Source organism: Pelagibius litoralis (assembly GCF_011683915.1).
GTDB lineage: Bacteria > Pseudomonadota > Alphaproteobacteria > Kiloniellales > Kiloniellaceae > Pelagibius > Pelagibius litoralis.
On the sequence record NZ_JAAQPH010000018.1, the window covers coordinates 30810 to 52211 of the forward strand.

A 21402-nucleotide genomic window follows, 5' to 3' on the forward strand; every position below is an offset into this window, starting at 1 on the left:
CGGTTTGATTGCAATCTCTGGTTTCGTCCAGCACGAAACCTAAAGGCAATTTATGAAAAATTGCCTACAATCTAAGAGCGCCGGTTGGAGGAACCCAGCTTTACCGCGCCCTAATGCCGAAAGTGACGCAAACCAGTGAAGACCATTGCTAGTCCCGCGTCATCGGCCGCTTTGATTACCTCCGCATCACGCATGGAGCCGCCGGGCTGGATGACCGCGGTGGCGCCGGCCTCGGCCGCGGCGAGCAGACCGTCGGCAAAGGGGAAGAACGCGTCGGAGGCAACCACCGAGCCTTCGGTCTTGGGGGCGACACCTTCGCCGGCCGCCTCACGGGCTTTCCAGGCGGCAATCCGCGAGGAGTCGATACGGCTCATCTGGCCGGCCCCGACGCCCACGGTGGCACCGTCGCGCGCATAGACGATGGCATTCGACTTCACGTGTTTGGCGACCCGGAAAGCGAAGATCATGTCGTCCAGTTCCTGATCGCTGGGCGACCGGCGGGTGACCACCTTCAGGGCCTCGCGCGTGATCCTTCCGTTGTCGCGGCTCTGGGCCAGGAAGCCGCCGGCCAGGGGGGTCATCACCAATCCGGCCGCCGCCGGATCGGCCATCGCCCCGGTCACCAGGACCCTCAGATTCTTTTTCGTCGCCAGGGCGGCGCGCGCGGCATCGTCGACGGCGGGGGCGATCACCACTTCGGCAAAGAGCTTTGAGATCTCTTCGGCGGTTTCGGCATCCAGGGCGCGGTTGATTGCGATAATGCCGCCGAAGGCAGAGACCGGATCGCAGGCCAGCGCCTCGGCATAGGCGGCCAAGAGGTCGCCCCGGCTTGCGACGCCGCAGGGGTTGGCGTGCTTGATGATGGCGACTGTCGGGGCATCGAACTCGCTGACCAGTTCGAAGGCCGCATTGGTGTCGTTCAGATTGTTGTAGCTCAGTTCCTTGCCTTGCAGCTGCGCGGCGGTGGCGACACCGGGCCGGGCCGGGCCCTGCAGGTAGACGGCGGCTTCCTGATGGGGGTTCTCGCCGTACCGCAGGGTCTGCTGCAGGCTGCCGCTTGCGGTCATGCGCTTGGGGAAGGTCTCGCCCACTTCGCCGGCCAGCCAGCGCGCGATCATCGCGTCATAGGCGGCGGTATGGGCGAAGGCAGTCATCGCCAGGCGCCGGCGCAGCGCCGCCCCGACGGCGCCGCCCTGGGCGGCCATCTCCGCCTGGACGGCCGCATAGTCCGCCGGGTCGGTGACGATGGTGACGAAGTCGTGGTTCTTGGCGGAGGCCCGCACCATGGCGGGACCGCCGATGTCGATGTTCTCGATGCAGGTGTCGAAGTCGGCATTCGATGCCAGGGTCGCTTCGAAGGGATAGAGGTTGGAGACGACCATATCGATGCCGGCGATCTGGTGTTCCTCCATCGCCGCCAGGTGTTCGGGCAGATCGCGGCGGGCCAGAATGCCGCCGTGAATCTTCGGGTGCAGCGTCTTCACCCGGCCGTCCATGATTTCCGGAAAGCCGGTATGGCTGGCAACCTCGACGACGGCGATGCCGGCCTCAGACAGGGCGCGCGCGGAGCCCCCCGTCGACAGGATCTCGACACCCTGCTGGCTGAGAAAGCGCCCGAATTCAACGAGGCCCGTCTTGTCGGAAACTGAAACAAGGGCGCGTTTGACGGGCGTCGGTGTGTCGAGCGGCATGGGCAGGCAACTCCGGTTGGGCTGTTGGCGGAACGGCGGATCTGAAGGCAGCGGTTATCGGGTCATGCTCTATGCGGCCCCGGCCCCAGCGTCAAGATCCTGAGGCGTCAAGATGCGGCGGCGGCGGCCTTGCGGGCAGCGGCAACTTCGCCGCAGAACTCGGGCACCAGGCGATGCAGCGCCTGCAGAATCTCGACGCGTTTTCCCTGGGCGACCAGGCGGGCAAGATCGTCGAGGCTGCGGCCGAGCAGTTCGGCATCCGCGGTGCGCGGGGCGGCCTGGTGCAAACCCGGGTGGCTGGTGGGCATCAACGCCTCGCCGCCGTGAAAGAGTTCCTCGTGCATCTTCTCGCCGGGCCTGAGGCCGGTGAAGGTGATCTCGACGTCTTTGTCCGGGCTGAGGCCGGAAAGGCGGATCATCTGACGCGCCAGATCGACGATTTTCACCGGCTCGCCCATGTCCAGTACGTAGATCCGCCCCGCTTCTTCCGCCGGGCTGATACTGCCGAGCGCAGAGGCCTGCAGCACCAGCTCCACGGCTTCGCGGATGGTCATGAAGTAGCGCGTCATCTCCGGGTCGGTCACGGTCAGCGGGCCCCCCGCTGCGAGCTGGCGCTGAAACAGCGGCACCACCGAGCCGGTCGATCCCAGGACATTGCCGAAACGCACGGTGACAAAGCGGGTGCCGCTGCCGCTTGACTGGCGCAGCAGATCCAGGGCCTGGCAATAGCTTTCCGCCAGACGTTTCGTGGCGCCCATCACGTTCGGCGGGTTGATGGCCTTGTCGGTGGACACCAGCACCATCGCCGCGACCCCGGCCCGGCGGCAGGCATCGGCCATGTTGCGCGTGCCCAGCACGTTGGTGTGAACACCTTCCAGCGGGTTGTGCTCGACCAGCGGCACGTGTTTCAGCGCCGCGGCGTGGAACACCAGGTCGGGCGCCGCTTCCTTGATCAGCCGGTCGACCCGCTGCGCGTCGCGCACGTCGCCGATCAGCGCCAGGCGGTCCAACGCCGCGTGCCGCTCGGCCAGCTCCATGTCGATGCTGTAGAGGTTGAACTCGGAGTTATCGAAGAGGGTCAGCTGCGCCGGTGCGAAGGCTGCGATCTGGCGGACAAGTTCGGCGCCGATGGACCCGCCGGCCCCCGTCACCAGCACGCGGCGGCCTTTGATCAGCGCTTCCATTGCCGGGCGGTCGAGCTTGGTCTGGGTGCGGCCCAACAGATCTTCGATGGCGATCGGCCGGATGTGCAGGCGGTCTTCGACGCCGCCGCTGAAGTCAGTCAGGCGCGGCAGGCGCGCGACCGTTGCGCCCTGGGTGTCGGCATAGTGCAGCAGGGCTTCCAACTCGTCGCGGGTCAGGGGTTTGGTCAGGATAAGGCGCTGGGGTTTACGCTCCCGTTTGGCCAGCCGGGCGACGACATCCGGCAGGTCGTCCAACGTGCCGAAAATCCTCACCCCATGAATATGACGGCCGGTCCGCATGCCCTTCTCGTCGATCACGCCGAGCACCTCGAAGGGGCCGTCACGGTCGCGGGCCATTTCACGGATGAAGGTTTCCGCGGCGTCGCCGGCACCGATCAGCAGCACCGGCACGCGGCTATGGCGGTCGTGCTCCAGAAGATGGCGGAACCCCTGGTCCTTGAACACGCGGTAGGTCATGCGTGGGGCGCCGAGCAGGAAGATCAGGACAAACCAGCTGATGACCAGCCAGGAACGCGGCAGGTCATCCAGGCGGGTGATCAGGAAGGTGACCGGCAGGAAAATCGCCAGGGCCAGGGACACCGCCCGGATGATCGCCACCAGATCGTTCATCGAGGCATAACGCCAGACGCCGCGGTAGAGACCCGTTGTCAGAAATACCAGGCCGCAGACGGCGGTGAAGAGCAGCATCGGCTGCCAGAGACCGCTGGTGAAAGAGTCCCAGGCGGCGTCACCCAAGCGCAGGACCAGGGCGATCAGAAAGGCTGCCGCCGCCATGAAGAGGTCATGGAAGAAGGCAACAATCTGTCTTGGGAATCTGGCCGAGCCCAGCTTCATCGGTATTCCTTGTTTCCCCTTGCCCCTGCGAGTCTGCGCCGTTGCGCCGCCGAAGCGGGTCAGGGCGATCCGTTTTCGCCCCGATCGCGGCTGTTCTGCGCCGGCGGATCCTGTTTTGCCAGCATAAACAGAAGAACGGCAACCGCAAGACAGGCAAGGCCAAGGGCGACCGGCCAGGCCAGTCCGGCGACCGCTGCCAAGGCCAGGCCGGCCAAAACCATATTGCAGACCAGGATGCGGGATGAGACCGCGGCGTGGCTGAAGCCGCGCTGCACGGCCTGCTGATAGAAGTGTTCACGGTGGGCCCGCCAGAGCGCCTCACCCCTGAGGGCCCGGCGGCCGAGGGTCCAGGTTGCGTCGGCCAGATAATAGAGCGGCAGGATCAGCGCCGCCGCCCACTGGCCCGTCCCCGCCAGCAGAATCAGCAGCCAGCCCAGCAGGTAGCCCAGGGGCACCGAGCCGACGTCGCCCAGGAAGATCCGCGCCGGCGCCCAGTTCCACCAGACGAAGCCCAAGGCCGCGGCGGCCAGGCTGGCCGACCAGAAAACCAGATCAGATCCCAGGCTCGCCAGTGCCGCGCAAAGCGCAATCCCGCCGGCAACGGCAACACTCTCCACCGCCGTGATGCCGTCGATTCCATCCATGAAGTTGAACAGGTTGATGAACCATATCCACAAAAGACCGACGATCAGATGATCCAGCAGCGCCGGCAGGATGCCGCCGAAGATCAGCGCATCGCCGCCCGACCCCCAAAGGCCGAGCGCGACGGCGGTGATCTGGACGGCCAGGCGCAGGCCGGCCGGCAGCGAGCGCAGGTCGTCGAGCCAGGATACCGCGGCCAACAGCAGCAGTCCGCCGAGAAGCGGCCAGAACCCGGTGGGGATGGTGCCGAAAGCAAGGCCGCCGCCGATCCAGGCCAGAACGATGACCGGCACCACCGCCAGGCCGCCGCCGCGCGGCGTCGCGATCTCATGGCTGCTGCGGTGGTTGGGCTGATCGAAGACCTGCCAGCGCTGCAGCAGGCGCAGCACGGCGCCGCTGGCCGCCCAGCTTGAAAGGGTCACGACAAGCAGCATCCCAAGGATGACGGCGGCGGACACGTCAGCTGCCGGGGCCAAGGCGCTGCAGCGCCCATTTCACGACGCAGCCTTCGGCCGTCTGGCTGCGGCCGCCGGTGGTTCCGGAAAGCACGATCTGCTGGCTGCGCCGGATCTTGCCGGGCACGCCCAGATAGACGCTCGGCTCCAGATCCACGGTGGCGCCGGCTGCGCGCAACCGCCAGCCGCCGCCCTTGGGCAGGCGCAGCACAGCGGAGCGCCCATCCTGGGCGGCCATGGCCTGAACCTCCGGGTGCAGGTGAAAACGAATGGCAAAGGCCAGGTCCTGGCCGTCTTTGCTTGGGTCGCCTTTGGCTTGACCCTTCAGGCAGTCTTCACCGCGCAGGTCTTCGCCGGAGGCGGCGAGATAGAGCCGGCGATGGTGGGTCAGGTCGAACAGCGGCAGATAGCCGTCGTGGCTGGCTTCCAGCCAGATGGCGCCTTCGTCCTCGTTTCTGCGGCAGGTGACGGTCTCGGCCCGGCGATAGAGGCCGCCGGAGGCGAAAAGCGCCGCCGAGTTCGTTTCGGCAAGGACCAGGGTGGAATGCGCCGCCGTGGTCCGCTGCGCCGCCTGCCAGGTGCCCTCGCCGTCCTGGGCACCGCAGTTGACGATCAGGCGTTCGCGCCCGACCGACATCTCAAAGCTCAGGGTGCCGGCATGGGCCGCGCGGTCGTAACCGGGCGCCGCGGGGCGGCCCGCGTCGACCAGCATCAGGCTGCGGCCGGCCTGCAGGCGCTGAAAGCCGCTGCTCGGCGCAGACTGCAGTTGCACCTTCTTGCCGCCGCCGCGCTGCAGGATCATATCGATCTGAAGGTCTTCGCCTTCGTTGCTGCCGTTGAAGAGGGCAAGCCCGCCGTCACCGTGTTGCAGCAGGCGCAGCACCGCAACCATGCCCTCGATGCGCAGGGAGAGATCGCCGGGCACTTCGCGCCCCGCCGCCAGCAGGGCCGCCCGCAGGTCGATGCAGTCGCGCAGGATCGACAGCAGCAGGGCAGGTGCGCGTTCGCACTGACCGCCGTCGGCCAGCAGTTGTTCCTCCAGCGCCTGCGCCAGCAGGGCAAGACCGCGGTCGAGCCAGGGCTCGCCCTGCGGCAGGCAGAGCCCGGCATAGCAGAGGCCTTTGGCGGCGGTGATCAGATCGGCGCCGCTCAAGCCTGCGGGCAGGACCCTGGCGAGGTGGCGGGCCTGCCGCGCCGCGCTGGCCAGCAGGGTCTGGCGGAACGAAACCTCGGCGCTGGCGGCGAAGAACTCGTACTGGCTGAACCAGTGGGCCAGGCGGTCGGCGGTGACCACCGGGTGCCAGGCGATGGGCGACCAACGCTGGTTGGCGTCGATCCAATCGGCAACCAGGCTGCGGGCCTTGCGCCGCGGCGCGTCGCCGCCGGCTGCGCGCAGGTCGCGCAGCCAGCCGAAACCGTGCAGGCGTTTCAGCCAGGCGGGCTCCATGCCCAGGGGGGCCCAGCGCGGTGCCGGCTTGTGCAGGCTGCGCCCGAGGAAACGGAAGTTGTCTTCGACGATCGCCGCGCCGCGCTCGGCCTTGCCGGGCCAGGGGTCCGGCGGCACCATGATGACGCTTGCCGGCGGCGTGCCGGTCCGGTGCCAGGGTGCCTCGGGCAGGGCAAAGAGCGGCCGGCGCAAGCCATAGGCCAGGCGGTCCAAGGCCAGATCCCGCGGCAGCAGGCGCCATTGGCGGTAGGTCTCGAGCCAGACGGCGACCGCGTTTCGGTTCTGCACCGCGGCGTCTCTTCGGCCCGCCGTCATGCCAGCCTTCGCGTTGTTATCCGCGTGGCTGTCCACGGCCATCAGCGCTCGCCGCGCAGGTTTCGGATGTTGGCTTCATAGGCTTCGGGTCCCCCCTTGAAGACGGCGGTTCCGGCGACCAGCAGGTCGGCGCCGGCCGTGGCCGCCTGAGGTGCGGTCTGCGCATTGATGCCGCCGTCGACCTCCAGATCGATCTGGCGGCCGCTGGCGTCGATCCTGCGGCGCAGCTCTTTCAGCTTGTCGAGAGTCCCCGGGATGAAGCTCTGGCCGCCGAAGCCGGGGTTCACGCTCATGCAGAGGATCAGATCAACGTCGCCGATCACCGGATCGATGACGTCCAGCGGTGTCGCCGGGTTGATGGCGATCCCGGCCTTTTTGCCCAGCCCCTTGATCATCTGCAGGCTGCGGTGCAGATGCGGTCCGGATTCCGGATGCACGGTGATGATGTCCGCACCGGCCTTGGCGAAGGGCTCGATAAAGAGATCCGCCGGTGCGATCATCAGATGGACATCGAAAACCAGATCCGAATGCGGGCGGATCGCCGCCACCATGTCCGGGCCCAGGGTGATGTTGGGCACGAAGTGGCCGTCCATCACATCGATATGGATGTAATCGGCCCCGGCCGCGGCGACGGCGCGGACCTCTTCGCCCATGCGGGCGAAATCGGCAGCCAGGATAGAGGGGGCAATGCGGACGGGTTGCTGCATGAAATCGCGAACTCGGCTGGTTTTGGCGTTGCGCCCTCTAGGTATCAGCCCGGCCTCTGACCCGCAAGCCGCCCCATAGGGGGTAGTGGGCTTCGGCGGGCCGCCAGATCTGCTATGATCGCTTTGTTTTCAATGTCCTTGGGGGAAGGGTGGGGTCATGATTCAACGATTGGTTACAGCTGTTGCTTTGGCATTGTTGTTGTTGGCGGGACTGTCCGGTGCTGCGCTGGCCAATCCGGACAACAAGAAAGACTCCGAAGAACGCGACGGCCAGTCGCGCCACGAAAGCGGACCGCTGAATCACGTTCCGCTTGTTTTTGGCGACAACGATTTTATGCGGATGGTTCAGGTGGTCATGCTGTTGCGCGAAGTGGCTTACATCTCGACCACGGCCCTGGGCGTCGACTTCACCAGTGATGATCGGGTCGGCCTGGGCGGTCTGCCGGTTCTCGGCGGTCTGTTCGACAAGACCTACGATGCCGACGATTTCACCGAGGAAAACCGCATCGGCAGCGTGTTCCGCAGCGGCGATGACACCATGGCGGTGGTGCTGACCGGCGACAGCGCGCTGGACGGCCAGAAGATCGTCTTCTTCAACGGCAAGGGGCACTATGAGGTCGTTGAGCGGCCCAGGCTGACCGAGGTTTCACCGGCCAGCCTGCTGCAGCTCGGTACCATCCCCTCGATGGAACAGCTGATCCGCGGCCAGGCGGCCAAGGAAGTCGTCCGGATATTGGCCGGTATCACCGCCACTACGACGCCGTCCGCCGATTCCAAGCTGCCGGTGATGGGTGATATGCCCCTGCTGCAGAGTCTGTTTGTCGGGACCGCCCACGAAGGCGAAGACGACACGCTGTTGATCATGCTCCGGCCCTCGATCGTGATGGGCGACGAGAGTTCTTAGAACTTTTTCGACTGCCGTCTAAATCTAAAAGAGTCTAGCGCAGCCTGAGCCGGCAGGCGTAGAAGCCGTCCAGGCCGCCGGTCTCCGGCAGGTGGCAGGGCAGGCTGCGGAAGTCGCCCGCCGCCGTGATCGTCTGTTCCATGCCCGGCAGCTCCGATGCCGTGACCGGAATCCGCGCCACGTCCTGGTTTCGCGCCAGCAGTGCGGCAATGCGCTCAGGCCCTTCTTCGGGTTGCAGGGAACAGACGGCGTAGACCAGCAGGCCGCCGGGCTTCAGCATCTTCACCGCCGCGTCCAGCAGACGGTCCTGGGTCTTGATCAGGGTCGTGATGTGATCCGGGCCCTTCAGATAGGCAATGTCCGGGTGGCGGCGCAGGGTGCCCGTGGCTGAACAGGGGGCGTCCAGCAGCACCGCGTCGACGGCTGCGGCGGGCTGCCAGCGGGTGGCGTCGGCGCAGACCGTGGTCGCCGCCAAATCCAGGCGGCGCAGATTCTCGTCCAGCCGCTGGATGCGGCCCCGCGCCCGTTCCACCGCCGTCACTCTGGCGCCTGCGGCGGCGAGCTGCGCGGTCTTGCCCCCGGGTGCGGCGCAGAGGTCGATGACGTCCTTGCCGGCGATATCGCCCAGCAGGCGCGCGGGCACGGCGGCGGCGGCATCCTGCACCCACCAGGCGCCCTCGCCATAGCCTGCCAGGCGGGCGATATCGCCCTGTCCGCCGGCAAGGCGCAGGCTGCCGCCGGGCAGGATTTCCGCCCCCAGGGCAATGGCCCAGGTGCGGGTTTCGGCTTCGGTTTTGTTGGTCAGGTCCAGGGGCGGATCGGCAAGCTGGGCCAGGGCGATGGCGCGGGCGGTCTCCTCGCCATAGGCCGCGCTCCAGCTTTCCCAAAGCCAGTCCGGGGTGTTGAGGCGCGCGGCATCCTGTTCCGCGACCAGGGCCTCGCCTTCGCGCGACAGGCGGCGCAGCACCGCGTTCATCAGGCCGCGCTGCCCCGCCAGACGGGGGCCGCGGGCGACCTCCAGGGTGGCGTTGACGGCGGCATGGGGCGGCGTACCGAGAAACAGCAGCTGCGCCGCGCCGAGCCGCAGGATCTGCCGCAGGGCGGTGTCCTTGGCCTTCAGCGGGCGGTCCAGGCAGTGGTCGATGGCGGCATCGATCTGGCCGAGGCGGCGCAGCACCGTGGCGATCAGCAGGCGGGTAAAGCCGCGGTCGCGGGTCGCCATCTTCGCGAGATAGGGATTGCCGGCCAGCGCCTCGTCCAACGGGTGGCCTTCGTCCATCACCTGTTGCAGGATCGCCAGGGCGGTCTTGCGGGCGTCGGCGCCTTTGGGGCCCGGGTTCTTGCTCTCGGGGTTTTCGGTCATGGCGCTAGGCTCTAAGGCCCCGCGGCCCTGCCTGCAAGCCTTTGCAGAGCGCGGCAGTGTTGCCTGGGGCGTTTTCGACTGATGTCGAAGCGGTTCCGGCCCGCTCCCCCTTCCGGCCATCCATAGGATACTGGCGTTGGGTGGCCGGGAGGGGGAGCGGGCTGGCGCCGTCTAAACTGAAAAGACTTCAACCCCAGGGACGGCCGGGGCGGGTGACGGTCTGGCTCATTTCCTCGGCCATCTGTTGCAGCCGCTGAATGCGGTTGGCCGTGCGCGGATGGGTGGTGAAGAGGCCGTCCATCCGGTGGGCATGCAGGGGATTGATGATGAACATATGGGCCGTCGCCGGGTTGCTCTCGGCGACGTCATTGTCGATATCGCGGGCGGCGCGGTCGATCTTCTGCAGGGCCGAGGCGAGCCACAGCGGCTGGCCGCAGATCTCCGCGCCCATGCGGTCGGCGGCGTATTCGCGGGTCCGCGAGATCGCCATCTGCACCAGGGCGGCGGCCATCGGCGCCAGGACCATGATGAGGATCACGCCGACGATCCCCAGCGGGTTGTTGCGGCTGTTGCCGAAGAACAGGCCGAAGTTGGCCAGCATGGAAATCGCCCCCGCGATGGTCGCGGTAATGGTCATGGTCAGGGTGTCGCGGTTCTTCACATGGGCCAGCTCATGGGCCATCACGCCGGCCAGCTCTTCGGCGCTCAGCCGTTTGATCAGGCCGGTGGTGGCGGCGACCGCGGCGTTTTCCGGGTTGCGGCCGGTGGCAAAGGCGTTGGGCTGGTCGTCGTCGATCAGATAGACGCGCGGCATCGGCAGTTCGGCATTGTCGGCCAGCTGCTCGACGATGCCGACCAGCCCCGGCGCAGTGGTCCGGTCGACCTGGCGCGCGCGATACATGCGCAGCACCATCTTGTCGGAATTCCAGTAGGCGAAGGCGTTCATGCCCAGCGCGATGACGAAGGCGATGATCATGCCGCCGGTCCCGCCGATCAGAAAGCCGACAGCCAGGAACAGGCCGGTCATGGCGGCCATCAGAATGCCGGTGCGCAGGCTGTTCATGGCCAGGATATCAAGGGGGATACCAAGGGTTGCGGCCTCCTTTTGCCGTCGGCTTTGGGCGGTTTTCGGGGATTTTCCCCAACTTCAGGTGGGGGGCCCGCCGGGTCGCGTCAAGACTTGGCGCGGGGCCTCCGCGATGCCATATAAGGGGCATGGCTCTAAAGTTCACAGCGCGCCAGCCGAAGCCCCGGAAGGCAGCCGTCGACCCCCTGACGGCATCGCCGGAAGCGGCGGAGTCTGCCGATCCCAAGGCGCTCCAGGGGAAATCGAACGAGGACAAATCCGCCGCGAAAGTCTCGGCCCAGGAAGAGTCTGCCGGGAAAAAGCCTTCCGGCGAAAAAGCACCCAAGGAGCTGGGCGGCCCCAGCGGCCCCGAGCCGACCCGCTACGGGGATTGGGAACGCAAGGGCATCTGCGTAGACTTCTAAGGTTCTGATGAACCGCTCGGCTGTTTGGAAATTGCGTTCGGCCGATCTTCACCCGGGCAGACCAATCGCGTGACTGATTTGCGCTCCCTCGTTGACGACTTGATAGTAGGGGCGTGGGGGATGCAGCTCCACATTCACGGAACGTTCAATCCAATTTTGGTTGTTGAGTTCACGGAGTGACTTGGATAGCGCGCGATCCGTTATTGGGTTCAGCTCGCGTTTTAACTCCGAAAAGACTTTTGGCCTGTTCGCCACGGCCAGCAGCGGAACGGTCCACATTTTCCTTAGCAGGATTGCTCCGGTGTCATCGCGCACGGCTGTTTCTATCTGATGAGCGATGGGTGCCAATCTCTGCCCCGCCGGCGTTAGGCGAAACTCTGGCCGGGGCGGATGGCCGTGCCCTGGGTTGCGTTCCAGAAGACACAAATCTTCCAAGTGGCAAAGTGAATGCACGAAAGTCGTTCGACTGGCGCCCGAGGCAGCAAGCAAAGGGGCCTGCCGTCCCGGCACCCCTTCATGCATCAGTGCAAGGACCTTCAGCGACCACGCTCTCGACGTCACCTTGACAAGAATCTCGATGTCCATAAAGTATAGTATATATATTTTTAAGGAAATGAGAAAACCCTATGCCCGTTGTCACACTTGAAGACACGATAACGCTCGCTCTGTCGGTGCGAGACAGACACACCAGCGCAAAATGGTATGCGGACAATCTCGGGTTCGAGGTCCTGTATCACGCCGACGACGCAGGATGGAGCGAGTTGCAGACGAAGACCGTCGGCGTGACGCTTGGTTTAGGTGAACAATCGGAACCTTCGCCCGGGAATACGGTCCCCGTTTTCGGCGTTGCCGACATCGCATCGGCCCGAAGTGCTCTGGAAGAGGCTGGCGTTAAATTCGATGGTCCGACAGAGACTATCGAAGGAATGGTCAGCACGGCTACGTTCTATGATCCGGATGGAAACGCATTGATGATCGCACAGGATCTGACCGCTGAAGGCTGAATGAAGCTTGGGCTTGAAACGGTCATCTGACGCTTCCCATCAGTTTATGGGTCTTGACCCCAGCCCGGTGAATCCGATCTAGCGTTTTTCCAGGTTCACCAGGGCGACGCCGAGCACGGTCATCAGCATGCCGGTAAGGGCCAGGAGGCCGAAGGTTTCCCCGAACAGCGGCCAGGCGATCAGGGCCGTCACCGGCGGCGCCAGGAAGAACAGACTGGAGACCCGCGCCGCCTCGCCCCGCTTGATCAGCCAGTAGAGCAGGCTCACGGCCCCGAGGGAGAGCACCAGCACCAGCCAGGCCATGGCGAAGATGAACTCGCCGCTCCAGGTGATCACCTGCTCCTCGAAGATCAGCGAGAAGACGCCGCAGCCGATGGCCGCGGCCACATACTGCACGACCGATCCGCTGCGCAGGTCCATCTCGGCGCAGAAGCGTTTTTGATAGAGCGTCGCCGCGGTGATGCCGAGCAGCGCCAGCAGGCAGAGGCCGACCCCCTCCGCCGTGCCGAGGCCGGCGCCGAGTTTGCGCCAGACCACCAGCGTGACGCCGCCGAGCGCCAGGATCAGGCCGAGCCATTGCCTTGGGATGACGCGCTCGCCCAGCAGGGCCCCGGCCAGGGCCGCGACCAGCACCGGCTGGATGCCGACGATGAGGGCGGCGACGCCCGCCTCGACGCCGGCATCGATCCCCGCGAAGACGCCGCCCAGATAGAGGCCGTGCAGCAGCAGCCCGGCGACGGCGAGATGGGCGAAGCTGCGCCACCCCTTTGGCCAGGGCGCCCTGGTCGCCACGGCCAGCAGGCACAGCAGCACGGCGGCGATGGCAAAGCGCAGGGCCAGAAAGGTCAGCGGTTCGGCGTGGGGCAGGCCCAGCTTGGCGCCGATGAAGCCGGTGCTCCAAAGCAGCACGAAAAGGCCGGCGGCCGAGAGGCCGGCAAGGCCCCAGGTCTTTCCGGCCGTTGCTGACGGTGTAGACATGACTTGCTGATAGCGCGCCGCCGCAGCGCCGGCAAACGCGGTTACGGCATGCCTGCCATCTGCCTTGTGGTCTCGGGCGATGTCACCCGATGCGGATTTTGGCCAGGTTCGGCGGCCGGGTTACGCCGGCCTTGAGATCGGGGTTGTCTTCAGGCACGCCGACAAGGGTCGCCGTCGGCACGACACCGGCCCAGACGTCCAGGTCCATATCCTCGGCATCGTCAATGGCCGGGCCGCTGCGCACCTTGGCCACGACCTCTTCCAGTTTCAGCGAGACCACGGTGGTGGCCTTGATTTCCTGCTTGGTGACCGGGCGCAGGGTCGCCCAGCGGCCGGGGACGATCCGTTCCATCATGGCTTCCAGGCTGGCCCGTTTCTCGGCCTCGCCGCCGATCACCTCGGCGACACCCATCGCGATCACGCTGCGGTAGTTGACCGAGGTGTGAAAGCCGGAGCGGGCCAGCACCAGCCCGTCCATCAGCGCGACGGTGAAGCAGACCCGTGGTCCGTTCTCCAGGTGGCGCAGCATCTTGCTGGCCGAGGAACCGTGCCAATAGACCTTGTCCCCCTCGCGCCAGTAAGCGGTGGGGGTGACATAGGGCTGTCCTTCGATCACATAGCCGACGTGGCACATCAGCCCGGCGTCCAGAATGCCGTAGACCGTCTCGCGGTCATAGTGGCCGCGCTGGTGGGATCGCTTGACCCTGGTGCGCGCCGTCGGCGTGAAATCGGTGTCTGTCTGGCTCATGGCAGGCTCTCTCTCGTAGACTCTTTCAGAGTTTGACGGCACCGGCCCGCTCCCCCTCCCGGCCACCCACCAGGACAATCTCATTGGGTGGCCGGGAGGGGGAGCGGGCTGGTGCCGATTCGACGTAAGTCGAAAACGCTCCAGCAGGCGCTATTCGCGACCGGGTCGCTGTCGAGGGCGCAGGCTAGAGAGAATGTGGTTTTCCAGAAAGGGCCGCTTTCTGATATCCTGAAAGGCCACTTTTTCGTTCTCGGGTATCGGAGCAGTCCTCTTGGCGACCAACAGCCCCGGCAGCGGGCGCCGCACGCCGCTTCTGGCCCTGGCGCTGGACCGCGATTCCAGCCTGACGCTGCAACAGCAGCTCTGCGACCAACTGCGTCAGGTCATTCTGACCGGTCGCCTGGCGCCAGGCGCCCGTTTGGCGTCCAGCCGCGCTCTGGCCGCCGAGCTCGGCTGCTCGCGCAACACCGTGGTCACCGCCTTCGACCAGTTGTTGAGCGAAGGCTATCTTGAGGGTCATGCGGGCTCGGGAACCTTCGTCTGTCGGGTTCTGCCGGAGGAATTGCTGGGCGCGATGCCGGTTTCCGTCGAGGCACCGCTGCCGCCCGGTTCGAACAAACCGCCGCGCCTCGCCACGCGCGGGCGCAGCATCGCCGGTTCCCACTGGCACGACCGCCGTCACGGCGACGGCCGCGCCTTTGTGCCGGGCATGCCCGATACCGCGGAGTTTCCCTTCGACATCTGGGGCCGCCTCCATGCCCGGGTCTGGCGACGCCCGGCTGCATCGCTGCTGCGTCTCGGCCATCCGGCCGGATACCAGCCGTTGCGTGAAGCCATTGCCGACTATGTGAACACCTACCGCGGTCTGCATTGCCGCTGGCAGCAGGTCATCGTCACCACCGGCGCGCAAGCGGCCATCAACCTGGTAACCCAGATGTTGCTGGAGCCCGGCGACCCGGTCTGGATCGAGGAGCCCGGCTATGTCGGTCTGCGCGGTCCGCTGGTTGCCGCCGGTGCCGAGTTGGTGCCGGTGCCATTGGACGATGAAGGGATGTCGGTATCGCGGGGCCGCAACCTGGCGCCCCAAGCGCGCGCTGTCGTCGTCACCCCGTCGCACCACTACCCGCTCGGGACCACTTTGTCGCTGGCGCGGCGCCTGGAACTGCTGGAGTGGGCACGCCAGGCCGATGCCTGGATACTGGAGGACGACTACGACAGCGAGTATCGCTATGCCGGGCGACCCCTGGCGTCGCTGCAGGGCCTGGCCGCAGACCGCGGCGAAGCCGGCCGGGTTCTCTACGTCGGTACCTTTTCCAAGGTGCTCTTCCCCTCCATCCGCCTCGGCTACCTGGTGGCGCCGGAGCCTTTGGTCGCGCCGCTGACGTCCGGGCAGGCGGCGCTTGGCGCCCTGCCCTCGGCCTTGGTTCAGCCGGTTCTCGCCGCTTTTATCGAAGAGGGGTACTTCGCCACCCACGTCCGGCGCATGCGCCGTCTTTATGCGCTACGCCAGGCCGCCCTGGTTGCAGCGGCTGACAAACACCTGGGCGATATACTGACCGTCGCCCCCGATCACGCCGGCCTGCATCTCATGGCCTGGTTGAAGCCCGAGGTGGCCAAGCGCCTGGGCGACAAAGCGGCAGCGCGGGTCGCCGGCGAAGCCGGGATCAGCGTAACCCCGCTGGCGGATTACTTCTTCGGAAAGCCGGCCCGCCAGGGCCTGCTGCTCGGCTATGCCGCGGTGCCGGAGGACGAGATCAACCGGCAGGCGGCGCGACTGGGTGAGGCCCTGCGCCGGCGCCTGCCTTGAGTCCGGGCGTGTTGAGTTCAGCGATTGGGTTGAATTTAGATCGTGCCGATCTTGCTCCGCGACAGGGCCTTGCGGAAATCGTCGCGGTCGCGCACCACCTCGATCTGCGCCAGAAGTGTCAGCAGGGCGGCTTCGTCCAGCTTGTCGGCGCAGAGCGATCCGGTGACGATGGTGTCCATGGCATCCGGCTCTCGCTCGAAGTTCCTGGAATCGACCAGCAGATAGCCGATGCGGAAGATGAAACAATCCTCGTGTCGGGTCTCTGAAAGGGCCTTGGTGTAGAAGCCGGCGCCGTGCAGATCGGGCTGCTTGAAGGGCTTGGCGGAGCCGACCCGCAGCCGGCGGCGTTCCACCATCGACAGGCCCTTGGCATAGCGCAGGAACTCGTCGGGGTCCTTCACATCGCGGGTCGGGTTCCTGGCGAACTGGCCGAAGAAAACCCGCGAGGTGACGATGAAGCCCTTCAGCCCGTGAAAGGTATAGAGGTTTTCGAAGAGCTGGTGCGCGCCGACGCGTTCGCGCAGTTCGTCGATCTCGAAGGGGGAGCTGAGCGGCAGGGTGAGGTCGGCCTCGGCGAGGTCGATGGGGTCCCAGACGTCGGGCAGCGCAACGATGCGCTCGTTGCCGTCGTCGGGCGTGGCGCAGGCCGCCAGCAGCAACCCTGTGGCCAGAGCGAAGCCCGCTCTCCAGAGCCTTTTTGTTCGTGTTTCAACCATTGCCGCCCATCCCACCTCTTACGGCTGGAGGTTAGCAAGGTTGTCGCCGTAGCCACAAAAAGAAACGGCCGGCCCCGCAAAGGGCCGGCCGCCGGTGTCGCGTTCGATCAAGAATCAACTGCGGTTCATGCGGTTTTCGATCAGCTCGTCGACCACGCCGGGATCGGCCAGGGTCGAGGTATCGCCCAGGCTGCCGTACTCGTTCTCGGCGATCTTGCGCAGGATGCGGCGCATGATCTTGCCGGAGCGGGTTTTCGGCAGGCCGGGGGCCCACTGGATGAGGTCGGGCGAGGCGATGGGGCCGATCTCCTTGCGCACCCACTGCACCAGTTCCTTGCGCAGCTCGTCGTTCGGTTCCTCGCCGGCATTCAGGGTGACATAGGCGTAGATGCCCTGGCCCTTGATGTCGTGGGGATAGCCGACGACCGCTGATTCGGCGACCTTGCCGTGGGCGACCAGGGCGGATTCCACCTCCGCCGTGCCCATGCGGTGGCCGGAGACGTTGATCACGTCGTCGACCCGCCCGGTGATCCAGTAGTAGCCGTCGGCATCGCGGCGGCAGCCGTCGCCGGTGAAGTACTTGCCGGGATAGGTCGAGAAATAGGTTTGGATGAAGCGTTCGTGATCGCCGTAGACCGTGCGCATCTGGCCCGGCCAGGAATCGGCGATGCAGAGGTTACCCTCGGTGGCGCCTTCCAGGTGCTTGCCTTCGCTGTCGACGATGACCGGACGGATACCGAAGAACGGCCGGGTGGCGGAGCCAGGCTTCAGCGGCGTGGCACCGGGCAGCGGCGTGATCAGAATGCCGCCGGTCTCGGTCTGCCACCAGGTGTCGACGATCGGGCAGCGCTCCTCACCCACGACATGGTGATACCACAGCCAGGCTTCCGGATTGATCGGTTCGCCGACGGTGCCCAGCAGACGCAGGGAGTCCCGCTTGGTCGCCTTCACCGGCGCTTCGCCTTCGCGCATCAGGGCGCGGATGGCGGTGGGCGCGGTGTAGAAGATGTTGACCTTGTGCTTGTCGCAGACCTGCCAGAAGCGCGAGGAGTCCGGGTAGTTCGGCACGCCTTCGAACATCAAGGTGGTCGCACCGTTGGCCAGCGGGCCGTAGACGATGTAGCTGTGACCGGTGACCCAGCCGACGTCGGCGGTGCACCAGTAGACCTCTCCGTCGTGATAGTCGAAGACGTACTGATGGGTCATGGAGGCATAGACCATGTAGCCGCCGGTGGTGTGCAGCACACCCTTGGGCTGACCGGTCGAGCCGGAGGTGTAGAGAATGAACAGCGGGGTTTCCGCTTCCAGCTCCTCGGCCGGGCAGTCGCTGGAAACCGCGGCGCAGGCCTCGTGATACCAGACGTCGCGGCCGTCGGCCCAGCCGATCTGGCCGCCGGTGCGCCGGACCACGAAGACGGTCTTCACGCCGGGGCAGCTTTCCAGCGCCTTGTCGGTGTTGGCCTTCAGGGGAACCTTGCGACCGCCGCGCAGGCCCTCGTCGGCGGTGATCACGCAGTCGGACTCGCAGTCCTGGATGCGCCCGGCCAGGGCGTCGGGCGAGAAGCCGCCGAAGACCACGGAGTGAATGGCGCCGATGCGCGCGCAGGCCAGCATGGCGTAGGCGGCTTCGGGGATCATCGGCATATAGATGGTAACCCGGTCGCCCTGCTTGACGCCGCGCGCCTTCATCGCGTTGGCCAGGCGGCAGACGTTCTCGTAGAGCTCGCCGTAGGTGATGTGCAGGTGCTCGCTGGGACTGTCGCCTTCCCAGATGATCGCCGTCTCGTCCTTCTTGGCGGGCAGGTGGCGGTCGACGCAGTTGTAGCAGGCATTGGTGGTGCCGTCGGCGAACCACTTGATGCTCACGTCGCCGGGGCCGTAGTTCACGTCCTTCACCTGGGTGAAGGGTTTGAACCAATGAATCCGCTTGCCGTGCTCGGCCCAGAAGGCTTCCGGGTCGGCGATGGACTGCTCATAGAGCTTGAAGTAGCCGGCTTCGTCGCACCAGGCGTTTTCCGCCACTTCGGCGCGAACCGGGAATACAGAGGTTTCGGACATATCTTAGGCGGCCTCCCTGCTTGGATCGGGTCATCCGGACGGCCTGTCAGCCCTGCTGCCGTCTTCTTTTTGATCTTAAGAGTTATTTCCGGGGATTATTTCCGGAAAGCGCCCGCGAAACAAGGCCCGGCCAAGAGGCCGGCCGGGTCCGCCGGCGGGTCTGGGCGCTATTTCAGCTTGGTCTTGCCCATTTTGCAGATCAACGCCCACTCCGCCTTTTGGACCGGCAGCACCGAAAGCCGGGACTGGCGGACCAGCGCCAGGTCCTGCAGGCGCGGCTCGGCCTTGATATCGGCCAGGGTGACCGGCTGCACGAAAGGCTTCACCGCCTTCACGTCGACCATGCCGAAGCGGCCGGAGGGATCGCTGGGGTCGGGGTAGTAGAGCTTCGCGACCTCGCAGATGCCGACGATCTGTTTCTCGTTTACCGAGTGATAGAAAAAAACCAGATCGCCCAGCGCCATGGCTTTCATGTTGTTGGCCGCCTGGTAGTTGCGCACCCCGTCCCATTCGGCGGTGCCGGCCTTCACCTGATCGTCCCAGGACCAGGTTCCGGGCTCCGACTTCATCAGCCAGTAAGCCATCAGGGAAGCACCTTCTTGTAAGCCGTGATGGTCACGCTTTCGAACAGCCCGGCCTTGGCATAGGGATCGTTCTCGGCGAAGGCCTCGGCGGCGGCGCGCTCGGCGTCGTTGACGACGATGACGCTGCCCTTGACGGTCTTGCCGTCGTCGCTGGTCATCGGCCCGGCGATGACGATGCGATCCAGGTTGCTGTTCAGGTAGTCGAGGTGGGCCGGCCGGTTTTCGGCCCGGACGTGGCCGTGTTCGGCCTTGTCGACGCAGTAGAGAACGAAGGTCATGGGTCTGCTCCCTGGGATTGACGGCGTGTTCTTATGGCGGGCCGCACTATGCCGAAAAGCCCTCGGCCTTGAAAGGCCGGGCCAGCAGCCGGTCGATGGTCGCCGCCAGATCGGTGCCCTGGTTCACCACCTGATCGACCGCCTGGCAGATCGGCAGTTCGATCCCAAGGCCCTCGGCCATGGCCAGCACGGCGGCGGCGGAAAAGCGCCCCTCGACCACACCGCGGCTGGCCTTGAGGGCGGCGTCCAGGTCCTGCCCTTCGCCGAGCGCCAGGCCGAGACTGAAGTTGCGCGACTGCCGGGCGGTGCAGCTCAGCGTCAGGTCGCCCAGGCCGGCCAGCCCCATCATGGTCTCGGCCTTGCCGCCGCGCGCCAGACAGAGGCGGGTCATCTCGGCGAGCCCCCGGGTGATCAGGGCGGCGCCGGCGTTGTCGCCCAGCCGGCGCCCGGCGACGATGCCGCAGGCGATGGCCAGCACGTTCTTTACGGCCCCGCCGATCTCCGCGCCCAGGGGATCGTCGGAGACATAGGGCCGGAAGCTGCGCCCGCCGATGGCCTGGGCCAGAGTCCTCGCCAGGTTCGCATCGGTCGAGGCCAGGGTGACGGCTGTCGGCAGGCCGCGGGCCACCTCGGCGGCGAAGGTCGGCCCGGAAAGGACGGCCAGTGGATTGTCCGGCAGGCAGGCCGCCGCGACCTCGGTCATCAAAAGGCCGCTCTGCTGTTCGATCCCCTTGGCGCAGAGCACCAGCGGCAGGCTCGGTTTCAGTCGCGGCGCCAACTGCCCCAGGGTGGCGCGCAGAACCTGCGCCGGCACCACCAAAAGACAGGCGTCGGCTTCGGTAAGCGCATCCGGGTCGGCGCTGATCAGGATTTCCGGATCGAGGGCGATGCCCGGCAGATAGCGCGGGTTCTCCCGCTTGCCGGCCAGCGCCGCCATCTGCCCGGCATCGCGGCCCCAAAGGGTGACCCGGCGCCCGGCGCGGCGGCAGGCAACGGCAAGCGCCGTGCCCCAGGAACCCGCGCCGGCGATAGCGACATGCTCCATGGCGCGGCCCTCAGCCTGTTTTTGCCGGTGCGGGGGTTTCGCGCAGTTCTTCCAGCGGCCAGCGCGGCCGGGCGGCGAAGTCCAGGGGATCGGTAAGGCCGAGGCGCAGGCGCTCGACCCCGGCCCAGGCGATCATGGCGGCGTTGTCGGTACAGAGCGCGGGCGGTGGCGCCATCAGTTCGCTGCCGGCGGCCCGGGCCACGCCGTCCAGACGCTCTCGCAGGTGCCGGTTGGCGGCAACGCCGCCGGCCACGACCAGCGGGCCGGCCTTGCCGTAGCGTTCCCGGAACAGGTCCAGGGCCTTGCCGCAACGCTCCGCCAGGATGTCGCCGACGGCTTCCTGAAAGGCCGCCGCCAGATCGGCCTTCCTGCCGGCATCGTTCCCGGCATCGCCTGGCGGGTCGTCCAGCAGATCGGCGGCCTGCGCGGCGTGGCGCACCGCGGTTTTGAGGCCGGAGAAGGAAAAGTCCAGGCCGGGCCGGCCTATCATCGGGCGCGGCAGGGCAAAGGCCGCCGGATCGCCGTCGGCCGCCGCGCGTTCCACCGCCGGACCGCCGGGATAACCCAGGCCCAGCAGCTTGGCGGTCTTGTCGAAAGCCTCGCCCACCGCATCGTCGATGGTTCCGCCCAGGCGGCTGTAGCAGCCGACCCCCTCCACCGCCAAAAGCTGGCAGTGGCCGCCGGAAACCAGCAGCAGCAGATAGGGAAACGCCAGATCGGTGCCGAGCCGCGCGGTCAGCGCATGACCTTCCAGATGATTGACCGCCAGGAACGGCAGGTCCCAGGCCAGCGCGATGGCCTTGGCGGTCATGACGCCGACGAAAACACCGCCGATCAGCCCGGGCCCGGCAGTCACTGCGATACCGTCGAGCGCGCCGAACTCAAGGCCCGCTTCGGCCATCGCCTCTTCCACCAGGCGGTCGATGTGGTCGAGGTGGCTGCGCGCGGCGATCTCGGGCACCACCCCGCCGTAGGGGCGGTGTTCGTCGAGCTGGGAGAGGACCAGGTTCGCGAGGATCCGGCCGTCGCCGGTCACCACGGCCGCGGCGGTTTCGTCGCAAGAGGTTTCAATTCCCAGGACTGTCAGGGCGTTCTCGATCATGGCCGGGAATTTAGAGCATGGCTTGCGG

The 21402-nt window shown here is 66.4% G+C and carries 20 protein-coding genes; 4 read left to right on the forward strand and 16 right to left on the reverse strand.

What is annotated here, in order from left to right; all coding sequences use genetic code 11:
* Positions 1 to 110 precede the first annotated feature (110 nt).
* The 5 genes from purH to rpe form a co-directional block, all read right to left on the reverse strand.
* Entirely contained in the window at positions 111 to 1691 is a 1581-nt protein-coding gene (gene purH, locus HBA54_RS20725) for a bifunctional phosphoribosylaminoimidazolecarboxamide formyltransferase/IMP cyclohydrolase (protein ID WP_167228235.1), read from the reverse strand.
* 107 nt (positions 1692 to 1798) lie between these two features.
* Complete coding sequence (locus tag HBA54_RS20730) at positions 1799 to 3730, reverse strand: polysaccharide biosynthesis protein (RefSeq protein WP_167228237.1); 1932 nt, start codon at positions 3728 to 3730, stop codon at positions 1799 to 1801.
* A gap of 59 nt (positions 3731 to 3789) precedes the next feature.
* Entirely contained in the window at positions 3790 to 4848 is a 1059-nt protein-coding gene (locus tag HBA54_RS20735) for an MraY family glycosyltransferase (RefSeq protein ID WP_240932799.1), read from the reverse strand.
* Positions 4832 to 6631, reverse strand: a complete 1800-nt coding sequence (locus HBA54_RS20740) for a heparinase II/III family protein (protein WP_167228239.1) — start codon at positions 6629 to 6631, stop codon at positions 4832 to 4834. Before HBA54_RS20740 ends, HBA54_RS20735 begins: the two co-directional genes overlap by 17 nt.
* The gene (rpe, locus tag HBA54_RS20745; RefSeq protein WP_167228241.1) at positions 6631 to 7296 is read right to left on the reverse strand and encodes a ribulose-phosphate 3-epimerase; all 666 of its coding nucleotides are present in this window, start codon (positions 7294 to 7296) and stop codon (positions 6631 to 6633) included. The genes HBA54_RS20740 and rpe overlap by 1 nt, the downstream gene beginning before the upstream one ends.
* 157 nt (positions 7297 to 7453) lie before the next feature.
* Between rpe and HBA54_RS20750 the strand changes: the two genes are divergently transcribed.
* Complete coding sequence (locus tag HBA54_RS20750; protein ID WP_167228243.1) at positions 7454 to 8200, forward strand: secretin GspD/PilQ domain-containing protein; 747 nt, start codon at positions 7454 to 7456, stop codon at positions 8198 to 8200.
* A 34-nt stretch (positions 8201 to 8234) separates the two neighbouring features.
* On the opposite strand, the gene HBA54_RS20755 is transcribed toward HBA54_RS20750, so the two are convergent.
* Both HBA54_RS20755 and htpX read right to left on the reverse strand, forming a co-directional pair.
* Positions 8235 to 9563 carry an RsmB/NOP family class I SAM-dependent RNA methyltransferase gene (locus tag HBA54_RS20755; RefSeq protein ID WP_167228245.1) on the reverse strand — a complete coding sequence of 443 codons (1329 nt, stop codon included), beginning with the start codon at positions 9561 to 9563 and terminating at the stop codon, positions 8235 to 8237.
* Between the two features lie 187 nt (positions 9564 to 9750).
* Positions 9751 to 10626, reverse strand: coding sequence for a zinc metalloprotease HtpX (gene htpX, locus HBA54_RS20760; protein ID WP_167228247.1), 876 nt, complete (start codon positions 10624 to 10626; stop codon positions 9751 to 9753).
* A 152-nt stretch (positions 10627 to 10778) separates the two neighbouring features.
* On the opposite strand from htpX, the gene HBA54_RS20765 reads away from it, so the two are divergent.
* Positions 10779 to 11054, forward strand: a complete 276-nt coding sequence (locus tag HBA54_RS20765; protein ID WP_167228249.1) for a DUF1674 domain-containing protein — start codon at positions 10779 to 10781, stop codon at positions 11052 to 11054.
* A gap of 48 nt (positions 11055 to 11102) precedes the next feature.
* Here HBA54_RS20765 and HBA54_RS20770 read toward each other — a convergent pair whose 3' ends face one another.
* The gene (locus tag HBA54_RS20770) at positions 11103 to 11639 is read right to left on the reverse strand and encodes a winged helix-turn-helix transcriptional regulator (protein ID WP_167228252.1); all 537 of its coding nucleotides are present in this window, start codon (positions 11637 to 11639) and stop codon (positions 11103 to 11105) included.
* Between the two features lie 41 nt (positions 11640 to 11680).
* Between HBA54_RS20770 and HBA54_RS20775 the strand changes: the two genes are divergently transcribed.
* The gene (locus tag HBA54_RS20775) at positions 11681 to 12058 is read left to right on the forward strand and encodes a VOC family protein (RefSeq protein ID WP_167228254.1); all 378 of its coding nucleotides are present in this window, start codon (positions 11681 to 11683) and stop codon (positions 12056 to 12058) included.
* Between the two features lie 78 nt (positions 12059 to 12136).
* Here the strand turns inward: HBA54_RS20775 and HBA54_RS20780 are convergent, their stop codons facing one another.
* Positions 12137 to 13036 carry a DMT family transporter gene (locus tag HBA54_RS20780; protein WP_167228256.1) on the reverse strand — a complete coding sequence of 300 codons (900 nt, stop codon included), beginning with the start codon at positions 13034 to 13036 and terminating at the stop codon, positions 12137 to 12139.
* Between the two features lie 82 nt (positions 13037 to 13118).
* Positions 13119 to 13784 carry a pyridoxamine 5'-phosphate oxidase family protein gene (locus tag HBA54_RS20785; RefSeq protein WP_167228259.1) on the reverse strand — a complete coding sequence of 222 codons (666 nt, stop codon included), beginning with the start codon at positions 13782 to 13784 and terminating at the stop codon, positions 13119 to 13121.
* Between the two features lie 271 nt (positions 13785 to 14055).
* On the opposite strand from HBA54_RS20785, the gene pdxR reads away from it, so the two are divergent.
* Positions 14056 to 15591: a MocR-like pyridoxine biosynthesis transcription factor PdxR gene (gene pdxR / locus HBA54_RS20790; RefSeq protein WP_167228261.1), complete on the forward strand. Its 1536-nt coding sequence runs from the start codon at positions 14056 to 14058 to the stop codon at positions 15589 to 15591.
* A gap of 35 nt (positions 15592 to 15626) precedes the next feature.
* Here the strand turns inward: pdxR and HBA54_RS20795 are convergent, their stop codons facing one another.
* The 6 genes from HBA54_RS20795 to tsaD form a co-directional block, all read right to left on the reverse strand.
* On the reverse strand, positions 15627 to 16307 hold the full coding sequence (locus tag HBA54_RS20795; protein WP_167228263.1) for a hypothetical protein: 681 nt from the start codon (positions 16305 to 16307) through the stop codon (positions 15627 to 15629).
* Positions 16308 to 16421: 114 nt separating this feature from the next.
* Complete coding sequence (gene acs / locus HBA54_RS20800; protein ID WP_167228265.1) at positions 16422 to 18365, reverse strand: acetate--CoA ligase; 1944 nt, start codon at positions 18363 to 18365, stop codon at positions 16422 to 16424.
* A 167-nt stretch (positions 18366 to 18532) separates the two neighbouring features.
* The gene (locus tag HBA54_RS20805) at positions 18533 to 18949 is read right to left on the reverse strand and encodes an EVE domain-containing protein (protein ID WP_167228267.1); all 417 of its coding nucleotides are present in this window, start codon (positions 18947 to 18949) and stop codon (positions 18533 to 18535) included.
* Entirely contained in the window at positions 18949 to 19227 is a 279-nt protein-coding gene (locus HBA54_RS20810) for a YciI family protein (RefSeq protein WP_167228269.1), read from the reverse strand. Before HBA54_RS20810 ends, HBA54_RS20805 begins: the two co-directional genes overlap by 1 nt.
* Before the next feature lie 46 nt (positions 19228 to 19273).
* Entirely contained in the window at positions 19274 to 20272 is a 999-nt protein-coding gene (locus tag HBA54_RS20815) for an NAD(P)H-dependent glycerol-3-phosphate dehydrogenase (protein ID WP_167228271.1), read from the reverse strand.
* A 10-nt stretch (positions 20273 to 20282) separates the two neighbouring features.
* Positions 20283 to 21359, reverse strand: coding sequence for a tRNA (adenosine(37)-N6)-threonylcarbamoyltransferase complex transferase subunit TsaD (gene tsaD, locus HBA54_RS20820; protein ID WP_167228396.1), 1077 nt, complete (start codon positions 21357 to 21359; stop codon positions 20283 to 20285).
* Positions 21360 to 21402 lie beyond the last annotated feature (43 nt).